The 15,357-nt window shown below is 72.2% G+C and carries 15 protein-coding genes; 7 read left to right on the plus strand and 8 right to left on the minus strand.

Going from position 1 to position 15,357, the window contains the following annotated elements; genetic code table 11:
• Window positions 1-11 precede the first annotated feature (11 nt).
• Complete coding sequence (locus tag K1T34_RS50265; protein ID WP_220241815.1) at window positions 12-827, minus strand: class I SAM-dependent methyltransferase; 816 nt, start codon at window positions 825-827, stop codon at window positions 12-14.
• A gap of 134 nt (window positions 828-961) precedes the next feature.
• On the opposite strand from K1T34_RS50265, the gene K1T34_RS50270 reads away from it, so the two are divergent.
• Complete coding sequence (locus tag K1T34_RS50270) at window positions 962-1,621, plus strand: helix-turn-helix domain-containing protein (protein ID WP_220241816.1); 660 nt, start codon at window positions 962-964, stop codon at window positions 1,619-1,621.
• 1 nt (window position 1,622) lies between these two features.
• On the opposite strand, the gene K1T34_RS50275 is transcribed toward K1T34_RS50270, so the two are convergent.
• Entirely contained in the window at window positions 1,623-2,372 is a 750-nt protein-coding gene (locus K1T34_RS50275) for a short-chain dehydrogenase/reductase (protein ID WP_220241817.1), read from the minus strand.
• A 90-nt stretch (window positions 2,373-2,462) separates the two neighbouring features.
• A complete protein-coding gene (locus tag K1T34_RS50280; protein ID WP_220241818.1) occupies window positions 2,463-4,235 on the minus strand; it encodes a chitinase in 1,773 nt (590 codons plus the stop codon).
• A 141-nt stretch (window positions 4,236-4,376) separates the two neighbouring features.
• Here K1T34_RS50280 and K1T34_RS50285 point away from each other — a divergent pair, with 141 nt between their 5' ends.
• The 5 genes from K1T34_RS50285 (at window position 4,377) to K1T34_RS50305 (ending at window position 8,314) form a co-directional block, all read left to right on the plus strand.
• The gene (locus K1T34_RS50285) at window positions 4,377-4,709 is read left to right on the plus strand and encodes a PadR family transcriptional regulator (RefSeq protein WP_255638164.1); all 333 of its coding nucleotides are present in this window, start codon (window positions 4,377-4,379) and stop codon (window positions 4,707-4,709) included.
• Window positions 4,706-5,323 carry a hypothetical protein gene (locus K1T34_RS50290; protein ID WP_220241819.1) on the plus strand — a complete coding sequence of 206 codons (618 nt, stop codon included), beginning with the start codon at window positions 4,706-4,708 and terminating at the stop codon, window positions 5,321-5,323. The genes K1T34_RS50285 and K1T34_RS50290 overlap by 4 nt, the downstream gene beginning before the upstream one ends.
• Before the next feature lie 86 nt (window positions 5,324-5,409).
• Window positions 5,410-5,724: a hypothetical protein gene (locus K1T34_RS50295; RefSeq protein ID WP_220241820.1), complete on the plus strand. Its 315-nt coding sequence runs from the start codon at window positions 5,410-5,412 to the stop codon at window positions 5,722-5,724.
• A gap of 257 nt (window positions 5,725-5,981) precedes the next feature.
• Window positions 5,982-7,178 (plus strand): glycoside hydrolase family 18 protein, encoded by a 1,197-nt coding sequence (locus tag K1T34_RS50300; protein ID WP_370643862.1) that lies wholly within the window; start codon window positions 5,982-5,984, stop codon window positions 7,176-7,178.
• Window positions 7,179-7,264: 86 nt separating this feature from the next.
• On the plus strand, window positions 7,265-8,314 hold the full coding sequence (locus K1T34_RS50305; RefSeq protein ID WP_220241821.1) for a methyltransferase domain-containing protein: 1,050 nt from the start codon (window positions 7,265-7,267) through the stop codon (window positions 8,312-8,314).
• Between the two features lie 5 nt (window positions 8,315-8,319).
• Here K1T34_RS50305 and K1T34_RS50310 read toward each other — a convergent pair whose 3' ends face one another.
• From K1T34_RS50310 to K1T34_RS50320, 3 genes are all read right to left on the minus strand, one after another.
• A complete protein-coding gene (locus tag K1T34_RS50310) occupies window positions 8,320-9,876 on the minus strand; it encodes an AMP-binding protein (protein WP_220247843.1) in 1,557 nt (518 codons plus the stop codon).
• A 61-nt stretch (window positions 9,877-9,937) separates the two neighbouring features.
• The gene (locus K1T34_RS50315) at window positions 9,938-10,429 is read right to left on the minus strand and encodes a hypothetical protein (protein ID WP_220241822.1); all 492 of its coding nucleotides are present in this window, start codon (window positions 10,427-10,429) and stop codon (window positions 9,938-9,940) included.
• Between the two features lie 418 nt (window positions 10,430-10,847).
• Window positions 10,848-12,497 carry a trypsin-like peptidase domain-containing protein gene (locus K1T34_RS50320; protein ID WP_220241823.1) on the minus strand — a complete coding sequence of 550 codons (1,650 nt, stop codon included), beginning with the start codon at window positions 12,495-12,497 and terminating at the stop codon, window positions 10,848-10,850.
• 199 nt (window positions 12,498-12,696) lie between these two features.
• On the opposite strand from K1T34_RS50320, the gene K1T34_RS50325 reads away from it, so the two are divergent.
• Window positions 12,697-13,425 (plus strand): M24 family metallopeptidase, encoded by a 729-nt coding sequence (locus tag K1T34_RS50325; RefSeq protein ID WP_220241824.1) that lies wholly within the window; start codon window positions 12,697-12,699, stop codon window positions 13,423-13,425.
• Here the strand turns inward: K1T34_RS50325 and K1T34_RS50330 are convergent.
• Window positions 13,422-13,982, minus strand: coding sequence for a hypothetical protein (locus tag K1T34_RS50330; RefSeq protein WP_220241825.1), 561 nt, complete (start codon window positions 13,980-13,982; stop codon window positions 13,422-13,424). The two genes, K1T34_RS50325 and K1T34_RS50330, sit on opposite strands and share 4 nt — an antisense overlap.
• Window positions 13,983-14,490: 508 nt before the next feature.
• A complete protein-coding gene (locus tag K1T34_RS50335; RefSeq protein WP_220241826.1) occupies window positions 14,491-15,345 on the minus strand; it encodes an SDR family NAD(P)-dependent oxidoreductase in 855 nt (284 codons plus the stop codon).
• Window positions 15,346-15,357: the final 12 nt, after the last annotated feature.

Consider the following 15,357-nt stretch of genomic DNA (forward strand, 5'->3'; position numbering starts at 1 on the left):
CGGCCCGTGAGTCAGAAGCGGTAGCGCAGCACGCACGTCCCCCGCCTGGCCACCGCCGTGCTGCGAGCCGCCAGCCGGGTGAACCAGCGCAGCGCCGGCGGCTGCAACGCGACCTCGGGCGCGCGGGACGCGAACTGCTCGTCGACCAGCTCCAGTTGCGGCACCCAGCGCTGCGGGGCGCGCGGGTCGTCGAAGCCGGGGTTGGCCACGACGCCCGCGATGGAACCGGTACCGCGGTAGTGCTTGATGGCCCAGACGTGGAAGCGCGTGTAGCTGTTGAACGCGATCTCGCCCGTCGGGAAGCGCCCGGCGATCCCGGCGAGCAGGGCGACGAACGCGTCCTGCGGCAGGAAGGCGACGAGCCCGTCGGCGACCGCGACTGCGGGCCGGTCGGCCGGGATCCGCTCGAGCCACGCCGGGTCGGTGAGGTCGGCGGCCACCGGGTGGACGTTCGCGGGCGGCGGCAGGAGCCGTTCGCGCACTGAGACGACGGCGGGCAGGTCGAGGTCGTACCAGTCCACTGTGGATGGTGGCCGCACGCGTTCGATCCGGCCGTCGAGCCCGCAGCCCAGCTCCAGCACCACGGCGTCGGGGTGGCGGCCGACGAACGAGCGCACCACGTCGTCGAGCATGCGCGAGCGCACGGCGATGTCGAACACCTGGCTCTTCACCAGCGGCCCCGCCGCGGGGTCGTGCCCGAGTGCCGCCACGACGCCCGCGGCCGTGGGGTCGCCGAGCACCGGGCGGGGTGCGCGGGCGTCGAGCGCGCGGCCGTCGAGCGTGAGGTACAGGCTGTTCTCCACCGCGGTGAACGCCGTCGTGTCCATGGTGACCCCCTTTTCCCGATCCGGAAACTACGACTGATCACCGGGTCCGTCAACTCGGGTTTTCCTTGTATTGCAATGGCTGTCACGAGTGCAACGGGGCGCCCTTGTTGCAATGACGGGGTACGCTCGGGCGCATGCCGGGAAGCCGTCTGACCCACGAGGACCGTCAAGGCGTCGCCGAGGGGCTGAAAGCCGGGCTCGCCTACGCCGAGATCGCGCGGCTGCTCGGGCGGCCGACGTCGACTGTGAGCCGGGAAGTCCAGCGCAACGGCGGCCCGCGCGGCTACCGGGCCGACCACGCCCAGGAGGCCACGCACGAGCGGGGCCGGCGCGTGCCCGCGGGCGCCCCGGCGGTGAGCGGGTTCGAGGAGCGGTTCACGGAGATGATGGTCCACACCGGACTCCCGCGCATGCCGGCCCGCGTGCTCGCCACGCTCCTCACCAGCGACCGGCGCACGCTCTCCGCGACGGACCTCGTGGCGCGCGTGCGCGTGAGCCCGGCGTCGGTGTCCAAGGCGATCGCGTACCTGGAGCAGCTGGAGCTCGTCCGCCGCGTCAGCGAGCCCGGCAGCCGCGAGCACTACCGGGTCGACGACGACGCGTGGTACCGCTCGTGCCGCCGCGAAGCCGACGTCTGCACCGCGTGGGCCACCTCTGCCCGCGAGGGCGCCGGCCTGCTGGCCGGCTCCCCCGCCGCCGCGCGGCTGGCCGCGATGGGCGACTACTTCGACCACGTCGGCCGCGACCTCGCCGACTCGGCCGAACGGTGGCGGCACGTCTTCGCCGCCGGGTGAATCAGGACGCGGCGGACATCCCGCCATCGATGGTCACGATGGTGCCGCTGATGTAGTCGGCGCGGGCCGAAGCAAGGAACGCCACCAGGTCAGCGACCTCGCCCGGCTCGGCGACGCGGCGCGAGGGCAGCGCGGCGAAGCTCGCGTCGACGTCGTCGTTGGCCGCGCGCATGGTGGTGATCCGCTCGGTCGCGACCGGGCCGGGGTTCACGCCGACCACGCGCACGCCGTCGCGCGGACCTTCGGCGCCGAGCGCCCGGGTGAAGGCCATCAGCGCCGCGTTGCCCGTGCCGCCGGCGATGTACTCCGGCTTCGGCCGCTCACCGCCGGCACCGATCACGTTGACGATCACACCGCGGCCCTGCTCGCGAAGCCGCGAGTAGACGAGCCGGGTGAGGTCGACGTAGCCGAAGACCTTGAGGTCCCACGCGTGCCGCCACCGGTCGGGGCCGACCTGGTCGAGCGTGCCGGCCGGGATGTCGCCGGCGTTGTTCACGAGGATGTCGGCGTCGGCCGTGGCCTCGGCGAGCCGTTCGAGATCGGCCGTTTCGCGCAGGTCGACGACGTGCACGGTCACCTCGACCCCGTGCGCTTCCCGCAGCTTCCGGGCGAGGGCTTCGAGCGCCTCGCCGCTGCGTGCGGCCAGGTGCAGGTGGCTGCCCTCGGCGGCGAGCACCTCGGCCACGGCCGCGCCGATGCCCTTCGACGCGCCGGTCACCAGGGCGCGCCTGCCGCGGAGTTTCAGGTCCATCGGTTGTCCTCACGATCTTCGCCGGTGGTTCCCAGTCTGCCGAAGATCGCCCACGTCCCGCCATGTCTCGTGGGTCTCAGGCAGGCTGTCTCAGGGCAGCGTGTCCAGGAACGGCGCGTGCGCGTTCTGGAACGCCCAGCCCGAGAAGTGGTCCCAGTTGATCGACCACGTCATGAGCCCCCGCAGGCCCGGCACGGTGCCGCCGCGCAGGGTGTAGCCGCCGCAGCCGGTGCCCTTCGCCAGGCAGGTCAGGGCGGTCTGCACGTCGGCGGGGGCGGTGTAGCCGTTGCCCGCGTTGACGGTCGCCGGGACGCCGAGCGCGATCTGGTCGTCGCGCAGGCCGGGGAAGAACGCACCGCCGGCGACGGGGAAGCCGGCCTTGAGCATGTCGGTCATCGCGATGTGGAAGTCGGCGCCGCCCATGGTGTGGTACTGGTTGTCCAGCCCCATGACCGGCCCGGAGTTGTAGTCCTGGACGTGCAGCACGGTCAGCGAGTCGCGCAGGGCGTTGATCACCGGCAGGTACGCGCCGGTGCGCTGGTCGCCGGCCGACGAGCCGCCGTAGAACTGGTAGCCGACCTGCACGAAGAACGTCTCGGGCGCCATCGTGAGCACGAACCCGCTGCCGTAGCGGGCTTTCAGCGTTTTGAGGGCGGAGATCAGGTTGACCACGACGGGGGTGGTCGGGTTGCGGAAGTCGGTGTCGCCCGCGTTCAGTGACAGCGAGTGGCCCTCGAAGTCGACGTCGAGCCCGTCGAGGCCGTACTTGTCGATGATCGCGGAGACGGAGCTGACGAACGCGTCCCGCGCGGCCGCGGTGGTGAGCTGCACCTGGCCCTTCTCGCCGCCGATGGAGATGAGCACCTTCTTGCCCTGCGCCTGCTTCGCGCGGATCGCCGCGATGAAGTCCGCGTCGCTCTCCACGCCGGCGCATTCAGTCGCCGGGCAGCGGTTGAAGCGGATGTCGCCGGACGTCGGCGTGGTCGGCTCGCCGAACGCGAGGTCGATGATGTCCCACGCGTCGGGCACGTCGGCCATGCGGACGTAGCCGGAGCCGTTGGCGAAGCTGGCGTGCAGGTAGCCGATGAGGGCGTGCTTCGGCAGGCCGGCGTTGGTGCAGCCGCCGGTGCTGCCCGAAACGGTGGCGCTGCGCGGCGACTCCCCCGCCGTGTTGTACGCGGCGACGGTGTAGCTGTGCGAGGTGCACGGCGACAGCCCGGTCAACGTCGCCGAAGTGCCGGTGACGGCCGTGCGCAGCGTGCCGTCCTCGTAGACGCGGTAGCCGGTCACGGTGCCCGCCGGCGCGGTCCACGTCAGGCCGATCGACGTGCTGGTGACCGCGCCGAGCTTGGGCGCTGCCGGCGCGGCGGGTGCGCCGGGGGTCCCGCCGCCCGGGCCGTCGAGGCTGACGTCGTCGGCGTAGTAGGTGCCGCCGCCGTACCAGCCGTGCAGGTAGAGCTGCGCGGACGTCTGGCTCGCGCCCGTGGTGAACGACAGCGCCAGGCGCGTGTAGTCACCTGAGCCCGTCCACGTCGAAGGCCCTCCGGCGACCCCCAGGTACACCGGATTGCCCCGCACCCACGCCTCGACGGCGTAGGTCGTGTTCGGCCGCACAGACACTGTCTGGCTGCACTGCCCGGTGTCCGCCGCGGACGCCGTCACGGCCAGCGCCCCCGCCCCCGAACGCACCGGCGAGGCCACGGTGGCCGCCCCGCCCGCACACTCCCACCCGGCCGTCGACCCGCCGTCGAACCCGGGGTTGACCAGCAGGTTCGCGGCCCCGGCACTGCCGGGCACGGCCACGAGCCCACCCAGGGCCACGGCGAACGCGGCCAGGAACACGGACAGTCGGGAACGCCTCATCGCGTACCTCCGGCTTCGGCGGGGAGGTGCCTATTGTCTGGACCAATGCGTGAAATGTCCAGACCACTTCCCGAAGCCCACCCGGACGCCGAGCCGCGGCCGGGGCTTCCCCCGGGTACGGGGGCTAGGTAGAGTTCTTGCATGGCCGGTCCCCGGATGACCCTCCCGACCCAGCTGGTGCTCCACGCGCTGCTGCGGGAACCCGCCCAGGAGCTGTACGGGCTCGAGATCTGCGCTGTCGCCGGGCTGCCCAGCGGCACGATCCACCCGATCCTCGCGCGCCTCGAGAAGGCGGGCTGGCTGCGGTCGCGGTGGGAGGAAGCGGATCCGTCGGAGGCGGGCCGGCCGCGGCGGCGCTACTACCGGCTCGACCCCGACGGCCTCGAGGCAGCTCGGGAAGCGTTGCACAGCGCGGAAACCTCGGCGCGCGCGTTGACGCGGCTGCGCCCGGGCCTGGCGGGGGACGCGCGGTGAACCCGCCGCTCGACTTGCTGCTCGGGCTGGACCGGCTGCTCGGCCGGACCCATGATCGCGTCGCAGCGAAGCTGCTTCCCTACCTGAGCAGCTCGCACCGCGTGATCGACCTGCCGCTCGTCGGCGGGCGGCTCGACGACCTGTGCCGCGAGCTCGACGTGACGGGCGACCTCGCGGGCGCCGCCGAGCTGGGACCCGCGCTCGGCAACGCCCGCGCCTACGCGTGGCGCGCGCTGGCGCTGGTCGGCGAGGGCACCGGGCGCGACGACCACGACCTCGCGCGCCGCTGCGTGATCGAGGTGGTGGACCAGCTCTGCGCGGCGCGCACGGACGTGGCCGCCGTGCTCTCCGACCACGGGTTCGGCTCGCGGCGTCCCCGCTGGCGCGGGTGGGCGGGACCGGCGGCGAGCCCGGCGCAGGTGATCGCGTTCTCCCGCGTGACGGCCACGTGCGCGGCGGCGCTGCTGCCGGCCGGGAGCCGGGCCGAGTACGCCGAGCTGTTCCTCTCGGAGCTGCACGACCTCGCCCGGACCAGGAGCGGCCACTGGGCGCAGATCCGGTACGCGTGCCGGGTCCTGGTGCGCGCACCCCGGCTGCGGCGCGCGCTGGGCTGAGCCCCGGCGGGTCGCCGGTGACACCGGTGAGCGGGCGAAATAGGCTGAGCCCCGTCCGAAGGTCCACGAACGGAGAGTGCCGGCTGATGTCCGACAGCTACATCGCAGCGATCGTCCCCTCGCCCGAGGCCGGGGTGCGGCTGCGCCCCGAGGGAGGCGAGCTGCCGACCGACGCGAACGACGTCAACCTGCTCGGGATGGCCATCGCGCTGGCGCTCGGGCGGGCCGGGTACGAGCACCACCCCGAGCCGCGCGACCCGCAGCTGCAGACGCTCGACGCGCTCATCGCCGGCGACACCGTGATGCCGTGGCTCCGGCCCGGTGGCGCGACCGACGAGCAGCAGCTCACGTGCACCCGCGGCGCCGGCGGCGCGTGGCGCTGCGAGGTCAAGCCCGCCTGATCCAAGCCGGGGACTCGTCCGCGGCACGTTCGAGCGGCGGCCTGTTCCCGAGCGGGGCCAGAACCACCCGAGCGGGGCCAGAACCAGGAGCCCCGCCCGTGCCCGCGCGTCGACCTGGTCAAAACGGGCCGCGTTGCTGCCCGCTCTCACGGCGAACCCTGTCCCCATTGGTCTGGACCTGTTAGCGTCCGGCGGTCTTCTTCCCCCGTCGAAGGGAAACGATCGTGCTGAGACGTCTGGTCACGGCCGGGGCCGGGGTGGCCCTGGTGCTCGCCTCGCTCGCGGCGCCGAGCTCGGCGACCACACTGGCACCTACCCCAGCGGCAGCGAACCACCAGCAGGACCACAAGGTCATGGCCTACTTCGCCGACTGGGACGTGTACGCCCGCAATTACCACGTCAAGGACATCGAGACCTCCGGCTCCGCCGCGAAGCTCACCCACATCAACTACGCGTTCGGCACCGTCTCCGCGGGCCAGTGCGCGTTCGGCGACGAGTGGGCCGACGCCGACCAGCCCTACGACGCCGCGACGAGCGTCGACGGGCAGGCCGACAGCGCGGAACCCGGCGCGTTGCACGGCAGCTTCAACCAGCTCCTGCAGCTCAAGAAGCTGCACCCGAACTTGAAGATCCTGTGGTCGTTCGGCGGCTGGACGTTCTCCCCCGGCTTCACCGAGGCGGCGAAAGACCCCGCGAAGTTCGCGGACTCCTGCTACGCCCTCGTGAACGACCCGCGCTGGGCCGGGCTCTTCGACGGCATCGACGTCGACTGGGAGTACCCCAACGCGTGCGGCCTCGAGTGCGACGCCAGCGGCCCGGACGCCTTCACCAAGGTCGTCCAGGCGCTGCGCGCCAAGTTCGGGAAGCAGCTCGTGACCGCGGCGATCACCGCGGACGGCACGCCCGGCGGCAAGATCGACGCCACCGACTACGCGGGCGCGAGCCGCTACCTCGACTGGTACAACGTGATGACCTACGACTACTTCGTCGCCGGCGCCACCCCGACCGGTCCCACCGCGCCGCATTCGCCGCTGCGCTCGTACTACGGCATTCCCACCGCGGGGTTCTACGCCGACGCCGCCGTCCAGAAGCTGCGCCGTGACGGCGTGCCGTCGGCGAAGCTGTTGCTGGGCCTCGGGTTCTACGGCCGCGGCTGGGACGGCGTCACGCAGAAGCAGCCCGGCGGCACCGCGACCGGCCCGGTGAAGGGCACCACCACGGGTGAGGACGGCGTGGAGGACTACAAGGTCCTCAAGACCACGTGCCCGTCCAACGGCCTCATCGCCGGCACCGCTTACGCGAAGTGCGGCTCGCAGTGGTGGAGCTACGACACCCCCGCGACGGCGTCGGCCAAGGCCGGCTACGCGAAGTCGCAGGGGCTCGGTGGCGTCTTCGCGTGGGAGCTCTCCGGCGACACCACGAACGCCGAACTGCTCAGCGCGATCGCCCGCTGATCACCGCCGGGGCCCGGGCCACGAGCCCGGGCCCCGGTGAAAAGCCCGTCGTTGTCCGGTTCGGACCGCTCTGCGAATACTGGGTGATGCCCGAAGACCCCGCTGAAGCCATGGCCGCGCGCGTGTTCGACGCCGCCGTCGCGACTTCCGACGTCATCGCCATCGCGCTCGGCGACCGCCTCGGCTACTACCGCTCCCTCGCCGGCGGCGACCGCACGCCCGCCCAGCTCGCGGAGACGACCGGCACCGACGAGCGATGCGCCCGCGAATGGCTCGAACAGCAGGCAGTGTCGGGGTTCCTGGAGGTCACGGGCACCGACACCGAACGGCACTACCGCTTCGCCCCCGGCGCCGAGACGGTGCTCGCCGACCAGGACTCACTCGCCTACCTCAGCCCGCTCGCGCGCCAGCTCGTGAGCGCCGCCGGGCACGTGCCCGAGGTCGCGGAGGCGTTCCGCACCGGCCACGGCTTCCCGTGGGCAGGCTACGGCGCCGACATGCGCGAATCTCAGGCGGCGCTCAACCGTCCGGGTTTCCTGCACCTGCTGGCGCCCCAGTGGTTGCCCGCGATGCCCGACGTGCTCGCGCGCCTGGCCGACGGACCGTCGCGCGTCGCCGACATCGGCTGCGGTGGCGGCTGGGCGGCGATCGCCCTGGCGCGCGCGTTCCCCCAGACCCACGTCGACGCGTACGACCTCGACCAAGCCTCAGTGGATCTCGCCCGGACCAACGTCGCCGAAGCCGGCCTCGCCGACCGGATCACCGTGCACCGCCAGGACATCGGCACGGTCGAGGCCGAGCCGTACGACCTCGTGATGGCCTTCGAATGCCTCCACGACCTGCCCTACCCCGTCCGCGCGCTCGCGGCGATGCGCGGCCTCGGCGGGACGGTGCTCGTGGCCGACATGAAGGTCGCCGACGAGTTCACCGCACCCGGCGACGCCGTCGAGCGGCTGATGTACGGCTTCAGCGTGTCGATCTGCCTGCCCGACAGCATGAGCAGCCCGAGCTCGGCCGCCACCGGCACCGCGATCCGCCGCTCGACCGTCGAGGCGTATGCGCGCGAAGCCGGGTTCGACCGCGTCGAGACCCTGCCGATCGACCACGACATGTGGCGCTTCTACCGGCTGGGCTGAGGTGTTCACTGGATGCGTCGCTCCACGCCGGCCCAGGCCTTTTCGCGCAGCACGTACTTCTGGATCTTCCCGGTCGACGTCTTCGGCAGGTCCCCGAACGTCACCGACTTCGGCGCCTTGAACCGCGCCAGCCGCTCGCGCACGAACTCGACGATTTCCGCCTCCGTGGCGCTCTCGCCGTCGCGCAAGGTCACGTACGCGGCGGGCACCTCGCCCCAGCGCTCGTCCGGCACGGCGACCACGGCCACCTCCAGCACGGCCGGATGCTCGGCGATCGCCTGTTCCACCTCCACCGACGCGATGTTCTCACCGCCGGAGATGATCACGTCCTTGCTGCGGTCGCGCAGTTCGACGTAGCCGTCCGGGTGCACGACGCCGAGGTCGCCGGTGCGGAACCAGCCGTCGGGAACGGCGGCGCGCGTCGCTTCGGGATCGTCGAGGTAGCCGAGCATGACGTTGTTGCCGCGCAAGGCGATCTGGCCGACGGTGGCGCCGTCGGCGGGCACGTCGGTGCCGTCGTCGGCGATCACGCGGGCGGTGCAGGAGATCATGTTGCCCACGCCCTGGCGTGCCTTGAGCCGCGCCTGTTCCTGCTCGTCGAGCGCGTTCCACTCCGGGCGCCAGTCGCAGATCATCGCCGGGCCGTAGGTTTCGGTCAGGCCGTAGAGGTGCGTCACGTCGAAGCCGAGCTCGCTCATGCGCCGCAGGATCGCGGGCGACGGCGGCGCTCCCCCGGTGGCGACGCGCACCGTCGTCTCGACCGGTGCCGCTTCCGGGGCGTAGGCGAGCATCGACAGCACCGTCGGCGCGCCGTTGAGGTGCGTCACGCCCTGTTCGCGGATGAGCTGCCACACCCGGGCGGGCTCGACCTTCGGCAGGCACACGTGCGTGGCCGCGGCCGCCGTGACCGCCCACGGGAAGCACCAGCCGTTGCAGTGGAACATCGGCAGCGTCCACAGGTGCACGGCCGAGGGCGACAGGCCGGTGTGCCCGACCATCGCCAGCGCCTGCAGGTACGCGCCGCGATGGCTGTAGAGCACGCCTTTCGGCCGGCCGGTGGTGCCGGAGGTGTAGTTGATCGACAGCACGGACCGCTCGTCCTCGGGCGTGATCGCCAGCGGCTCGGCGGCCGCGAGCAGCCGTTCGTACTCCTCACCCGTGCGGATCCGGCGCGGCGCGGTTTCGGACAGCAGCCCGACGGCGTCCTCGACGAGCTCGTCGAACACCGGGTCGTGCACCAGCACCGCCGCCCCCGAGTGCTCCAGGATGTAGGCGATCTCCCGCGCCGCGAGCCGCGTGTTCACCGCGACGAGCGGCACGCCCGCCCACGGCACCCCGAAGTTGGCCTCGAGGAGAACGTGGGTGTTGGGCGCCAGCACGGCCACCGGCCGCCCGTCCGCGAGCGGCGCCAATGCCCCGGCCAGCCGGCGGCATCGCTCGTGCAGCTCCGTGTAGGTCCAGCGGTCTTCACCGTCGACCACGGCGATCCGCTCCCCGTGCGCGGCCGCTGCGCGGTCGAGGTAGGCGGTCGGGGTGAGCGGCTCGTACGACAGGGTGCTGATGGAGTCCACGGATTCCTCTCCCGGCTTCGGCGACGGTGCCGCAGAAGAGAATAGGCCGCGCTCAGCCTCCGAAACCGGGAATGTGAGGCACGAGTGACTCCGGCGGCGGCCCGGGCGGCCCCGAAACCAGCTGCACCACGGCCCCGACCGCCGACGCCCCCGTCAGCCGCACCGCGAGCACCCCGGTCTGCGCATCCGGCTGCGGCACGTCACCGGAGTAGCACGCCGACCCGCCCCCACCCTCGTAGAACGTCGAGACACAGCCGGTGGTCAGGTTCCCGGAGCCGCTGCCGTGCGCGCCCTTGAGCTCGTAGTCCACACCGCCGGGCCCGATGCGGGTGATCGCCAGCGTGTCGACGTTGCCGCGCCCACCGGCCGGAAGGTCGACCGGCTTCGTCACGAGCACTTCGCAGTTGCCGTCGGCGCAGGCGGCGTAGTTCCGCCCGTCGGCCGCGTTCGGCAGTGCCCCACCGGCGGGGTGTGCCTGGCCGGTTGTGCTGGTACTGCAGCCGGCGACCGCCAGCAGCAACGGGGTGAGCCATTTGCGGTTCATGGGGGCTTCTTCCCTCCCTCGCGCGCTCGCTCGCGTCGGGAGGAAGGTAATGCCGCGACGGCGGGAGGGGTCCCGGTTCGCGATGGCCGGAGCCCCTCCTGGTGTGCTTACGCTCAGCCGCCCGGACCGACCGGCGTCACCAACATGCCGTCCTGCACCTGGCGACTGCCACGGGGTGGATCATTCCGCGGTCCATGACACCCCTCCCTCGTTCCGAGAGGAATTAGTTGCTGCACGGCGGAGGGATCCCGGTCCGCGGTCGTGAGCCCCGCCTGGCGTGCTTGCGCCCAGCCGACCCGACCTGCCGGTGTCACCGACATGCCGTGCGCGCCGGGCGACCGCCAGCGAAGTTGCCGCCGAAACGACGAGAGGGGTCCCGGTCCGTGATGGACCGGAACCCCTCCTGATGTGCTCGAGGTCAGCCGACCGGGCCGTTGACCGGGGTCACGGAGACGTCGTGCTGCTGGCCGGTCTGATCCACCACGGTGATGGTGAGCTTGTCGCCCGGGTGGTGAGTGTCCATGAGGGTGGTGAGTGCGGTCGCCGAGTCGACGGCCTTGCCGTCGACCGCGGTGATCACGTCGCCGCCCGCGAGGCCGGCCGAGGCGGCGGGGCCGCCCGCGACGACGTCCTGGATCTGAGCGCCGGTCGAGCCGCCCTGGGCCTGGCCGCCCTGCGCCTGTCCCTGACCTTGGCCGAGCCCGCCCGGGGACTGCTGCGCCTGGCCGGCGTCGCTCACCGACACGCCGAGGAAGGCGCTCTGTCCGATGTGGACGGAGTCGGACGACTTGCCGCCGATGATCTGGTGGGCGAGGTCGATCGCCTGGTTGATCGGGACCGCGAAGCCCTGGTGCCCGCCCGAGGTGCCCTGCTGGCCGTCGCCTTCGCCGAGACCGCCGTCGCCCTGGCCCTGCCCCTGGCCCAGACCGCCGTCGCCCTGGCCGAGGCCGCCGAGACCGCCTTGGCCCTGCCCGAGACCGCCTTGCCCGAGACCTCCCTGCCCGAGTCCGCCCTGCCCCTGGCCAAGCCCGCCGCGGCCGCGGCCGAGCCCGCCCTGGCCCTGGCCGCCGTTGAACTGGAATCCCTGCGACGCGGCGGTGTCGACGCCGATCACCTGCCCGTTGGCGTTGACCAGCGGGCCGCCGGAGTCGCCGGACTGGATGTCGGCGTCGACCTGGATCAGGTCGGTGAGCTGCTCCGACGAGCTGGCGGACTCGTCCGACGCGGTGATCGACTGGTTCAGCGCGGTGACCTTGCCGGCCGCCACGGCCGGGGTGCCGCCGGCGCCGCCCGCGTTGCCGATCCCGACCACGGCGTCGCCGACCGCGACCGCGGACGAGTTGCCGAGCGTCGCGGTCTTCAGGCCGGAGGCGCCGTTGAGCTTGATCACCGCGATGTCGTGGCTGCGGTCGTAGCCGAGCACGGAGGCGGTGTAGGTCTTGCCGTCGCCGATGTCGGTCACCTTGATGCTGGTGGCGCCTTCGACGACGTGGTTGTTGGTGAGGATCTCGCCGTCGGAGGTCAGCACGATGCCGGTGCCCGCCGCGGCGGCGCTCTGGTAGCCGAGCTCGGTGTTCACGTCGACCAGGCCCGGGTCGACCTTCGTCGCGATCCCGTTGGGGTCGATCGACGTGCTCGACGTGCCCCCGGGAGGAGCCACGGACCCGAAGCTCTGGTTGCCCCCGGCGGATTCCGAGCCGGGCGTCCACACGAAGTGCCCGATGCCCAGGCCGAGCACCACCGAAAGCCCGATGGCGCCGACAGCGATCGCCGCGCTGCGCATCGGCCGCGGCGGCCGGTGGTACGGGGTCTGCGGGAACTGCTGGGTGCCCGGGTGCTGGCCCCACGCACCCTGCGGTGCCCAGCCTTGGTTGTAGCCGGCGTAGGGGCCGTAGTGACCCTGCTGACCCGGCGTGCCCGGTTGACCCGCCGCGCCCGGCGTGCCCGGCTGACCCGCTGCACCCGGCTGTCCGTACTGCCCGTACGCGCCCGGCTGGGTCTGGTCACCGTGTCCGTACGGCCAACCGCCGGTCTGCTCACCGGTCGACCCCGGCTCCTGTTCGCTCATGTTCCCGCTCCAGCCTCGTCCCGCTCCTGGCTACCGCCTCGACCAGAACACACCCCGTACCTGAGATTTTCCTTGCCGGGCTCCGTGGGAAACCTGTGGAGTTCTCCCAGGTTCGGCCACGGATCGGGTGATTCCTCCCGCAGGCGCCCAAATCGGACTCGCCTGGTGGCCGCGCGCGGCGGTGGTTACCGTCAGGGGCATGGGTGAGCTGATCGAGGACGAGGCACGACGCGCGGCGCGTTTGCTGGACGCGCAGGCCAAGGCCGTCGAGCTGTTCGAAGAGGTCGAGCGGCGCGGGCTGCTCGCGCCCGGCGTGCGCGAGACCGAGGCGAGCAACGCGGTGCGCGACCTCGCGGCCGAACTGTTCGGCGTGGACCGCTACTGGCACAAGCGAATCGTGCGAGCGGGCGAGAACACGCTGCGGCCGTACCGGGAGAACCCGCCCGACCGCGCGATCGCCGAGGACGACATCGTGTTCGTCGACTTCGGGCCGATCTTCGAGGAGTTCGAGGCGGACTTCGGGCGGACGTTCGTGCTCGGCGACGACCCTGTGAAGCTGCGGCTGCGCGACAGCCTGCCCGTGGTGTGGCAGGCCGGGCGCGAGTACTTCGAGGCCCACCCGGACGTGACCGGCGCCGAGCTGTACGACCACGTCACCAAGCTCGCCGCCGAGGCCGGCTGGGAGTTCGGCGGCGCGCACTCCGGGCATCTCGTCGGCCAGTTTCCCCACGAGACGATCGACGGCGAGCGGATCGAGTCCTACATCGCGCCGGGCAGCGACCGGCCGATGCGCCGGCCGGACCGCAACGGGCAGACGTCGCACTGGATCCTCGAGGTCCACCTCGTCGACCGCGAACGGCGGATCGGGGGGTTCTTCGAGGAGCTGCTCGACCTCGGCCACGAGCGGTCCGGCGGCGGCTCGGACTAGACGGTGGCCGGTTTGGCGGCCAGCCAGGAGAGCTTGCCGAGCTTCGGCCGCAGGACCGTGTCCACGCTCCACACGGAGCCGGCGGCCGCGTAGTACAGGCCGAGCGAGGCGAAGATGTAGCCGACGGACGGGCCGAGGTCCGTCATGCCCGGCGCGTCCCACGGCAGGTGGAAGCCTTCGGCCGCCGACCAGATGCCGAACGAGAACACCGCGCTCCCGATGAACACGAGGTTCGAGAACGCCCCGAAGATCAGCCCGAGCGCGATCAGCGTCTCGATCACCGCGGTACCCACGGCGAACGCCGCCGGGCTCCAGCTCGCGACGGTGTGCCACAGCTCCAGCCACTGGTGCACCACAGGGATGGTGATCTTGTCGGCCTTGCCCAGCTCCTTGCCGAGCGTCTGGCCGTGCACGAAGCCCGGCAGCCACTTGAACGTGGCGTCGATCGCCCACACCACGCCGAACACGATCCGGGCTACGGCAGCGGCGTGCAGCCGCCGGAAGGTGGGGGACACGGAACCCGCGACAGGTGCGGCTTGAGTGACAGGGGTACTCACGGCGAAGGTCCTTTCCGGACTCAAGAGGACTGCCCGGCAGGTCGGGCAGAGTGAGCTTAGGCAAACCTAAGCAAATGTCGAGAGTGGTGTTCCTCTCGGCCCGTGCGGTGAACCTGCGGGGATCTGTCGCCGTATGTCGGGGATTTTTCGGTCAAACCAGCTCAATGAGGGTTATTTCGCCCGGCCCTTTTCGGCCGTGAGGCGGCGTTTGCTGGAGGTCGGCCCTCGGATCGGCGGGTGACAAACGGCCACCGTCCCTGGAAAGTTCCCGGGGACGGTGGCTTCGGCGAGCCCGGCGACCCGTCTCGGCTGCGGTCCAGAGCACGCGCCCCGCGGACCCCTCACGAGCGAGGCCGAGCTGTTTCGCCCGGCGCACGTGGCCGATGCGGCGAACTGTGCCCGACGAACCGGCGCGGCCGAGCCGACGAGTGCCCGCCAAGACGCGACAGCCCACCCCGCACCTCGCGCGACGGCACACCAAAGCAACCGCCCCAACGCCGACGTCGGGTCAGGACGCGGCGACCTCACCCGGCAGCGTGCCGTCGAGGTCGGTGAAGGCGTAGTGCGTGGCGAGGTCCGTGGTGGTGTGGACGCGGCCCGAGCGGGTGAGCACGGTGGGGTCCGCCGCGAGGGCCGCGACGCCGCGGCCGACGAAGCGCGGGGACTCAGCCGCGGCGAGGTCGAACTCGCCGGCGCCCGGGATGTCCAGGACGGTGCGGCCGTCGGGGGTGGCGCGGCCGGCGAAGGCGAGCAGTTCGGTGCGCACGAGGCCCGGCCAGATCGAGACGGCCGCGACGCCGCGGTCGCGCAGTTCCAGCGCCATGTCGGCGGTCATCTTGTCGACCGCGGCTTTGCCGACGCCGTAGACGGTGTTCTGCTGGTACGCCGCCGCGCCCGAGGACGAGATGTTGGCGATCAGGCCGCCGCCCGCGGTGAAGAGGAGCGGGGCGGCGAATACGCTCGCCACGTAGTGCGAGCGTGCGCCGATGCCGAGGACCTCGTCCCACGCGGTCAGCGGCAGGTCCCAGAACGGCCGGTTCAGCCAGGCTGCCATGTCGGGCGCGGAAAAGACGTTGTTCACAAGCACATCGAGCCGCCCGGCTTCCTCGGCGACGCGCGCGAAGACCGCCTCCACCTGGGCGTCGTCGTGGTGGTCGCACCGCACGGCGATGCCGGTGCCGCCCAGGGCGGTCACCTCGGCGGCCGTCTCGGCGAGCGTGCCGGGCAACGGCCCGGGTTCGGCGGTGCGGCCCGTGACGTACACCGTCGCCCCCGCCGCACCCAGCTCGAGGGCGATGCCCTTGCCCACGCCCCGGGTCGCGCCCGTGACCACCGCGATCTTGCCCGCCAAAGCTCCGTTCATGATCCCGATCTA

The organism is Amycolatopsis sp. DSM 110486 (assembly GCF_019468465.1).
Classification (GTDB): Bacteria; Actinomycetota; Actinomycetes; order Mycobacteriales; family Pseudonocardiaceae; genus Amycolatopsis.

Bases quoted from the DNA above. Each gene is read 5' to 3' on its own strand.
- K1T34_RS50265 (WP_220241815.1), bottom strand. From the start codon at position 827: ATGGACACGACGGCGTTCACCGCGGTGGAGAACAGCCTGTACCTCACG.
- K1T34_RS50270 (WP_220241816.1), top strand. From the start codon at position 962: ATGCCGGGAAGCCGTCTGACCCACGAGGACCGTCAAGGCGTCGCCGAG.
- K1T34_RS50275 (WP_220241817.1), bottom strand. From the start codon at position 2,372: ATGGACCTGAAACTCCGCGGCAGGCGCGCCCTGGTGACCGGCGCGTCG.
- K1T34_RS50280 (WP_220241818.1), bottom strand. From the start codon at position 4,235: ATGAGGCGTTCCCGACTGTCCGTGTTCCTGGCCGCGTTCGCCGTGGCC.
- K1T34_RS50285 (WP_255638164.1), top strand. From the start codon at position 4,377: ATGGCCGGTCCCCGGATGACCCTCCCGACCCAGCTGGTGCTCCACGCG.
- K1T34_RS50295 (WP_220241820.1), top strand. From the start codon at position 5,410: ATGTCCGACAGCTACATCGCAGCGATCGTCCCCTCGCCCGAGGCCGGG.
- K1T34_RS50305 (WP_220241821.1), top strand. From the start codon at position 7,265: ATGCCCGAAGACCCCGCTGAAGCCATGGCCGCGCGCGTGTTCGACGCC.
- K1T34_RS50315 (WP_220241822.1), bottom strand. From the start codon at position 10,429: ATGAACCGCAAATGGCTCACCCCGTTGCTGCTGGCGGTCGCCGGCTGC.
- K1T34_RS50320 (WP_220241823.1), bottom strand. From the start codon at position 12,497: ATGAGCGAACAGGAGCCGGGGTCGACCGGTGAGCAGACCGGCGGTTGG.
- K1T34_RS50325 (WP_220241824.1), top strand. From the start codon at position 12,697: ATGGGTGAGCTGATCGAGGACGAGGCACGACGCGCGGCGCGTTTGCTG.
- K1T34_RS50335 (WP_220241826.1), bottom strand. From the start codon at position 15,345: ATGAACGGAGCTTTGGCGGGCAAGATCGCGGTGGTCACGGGCGCGACC.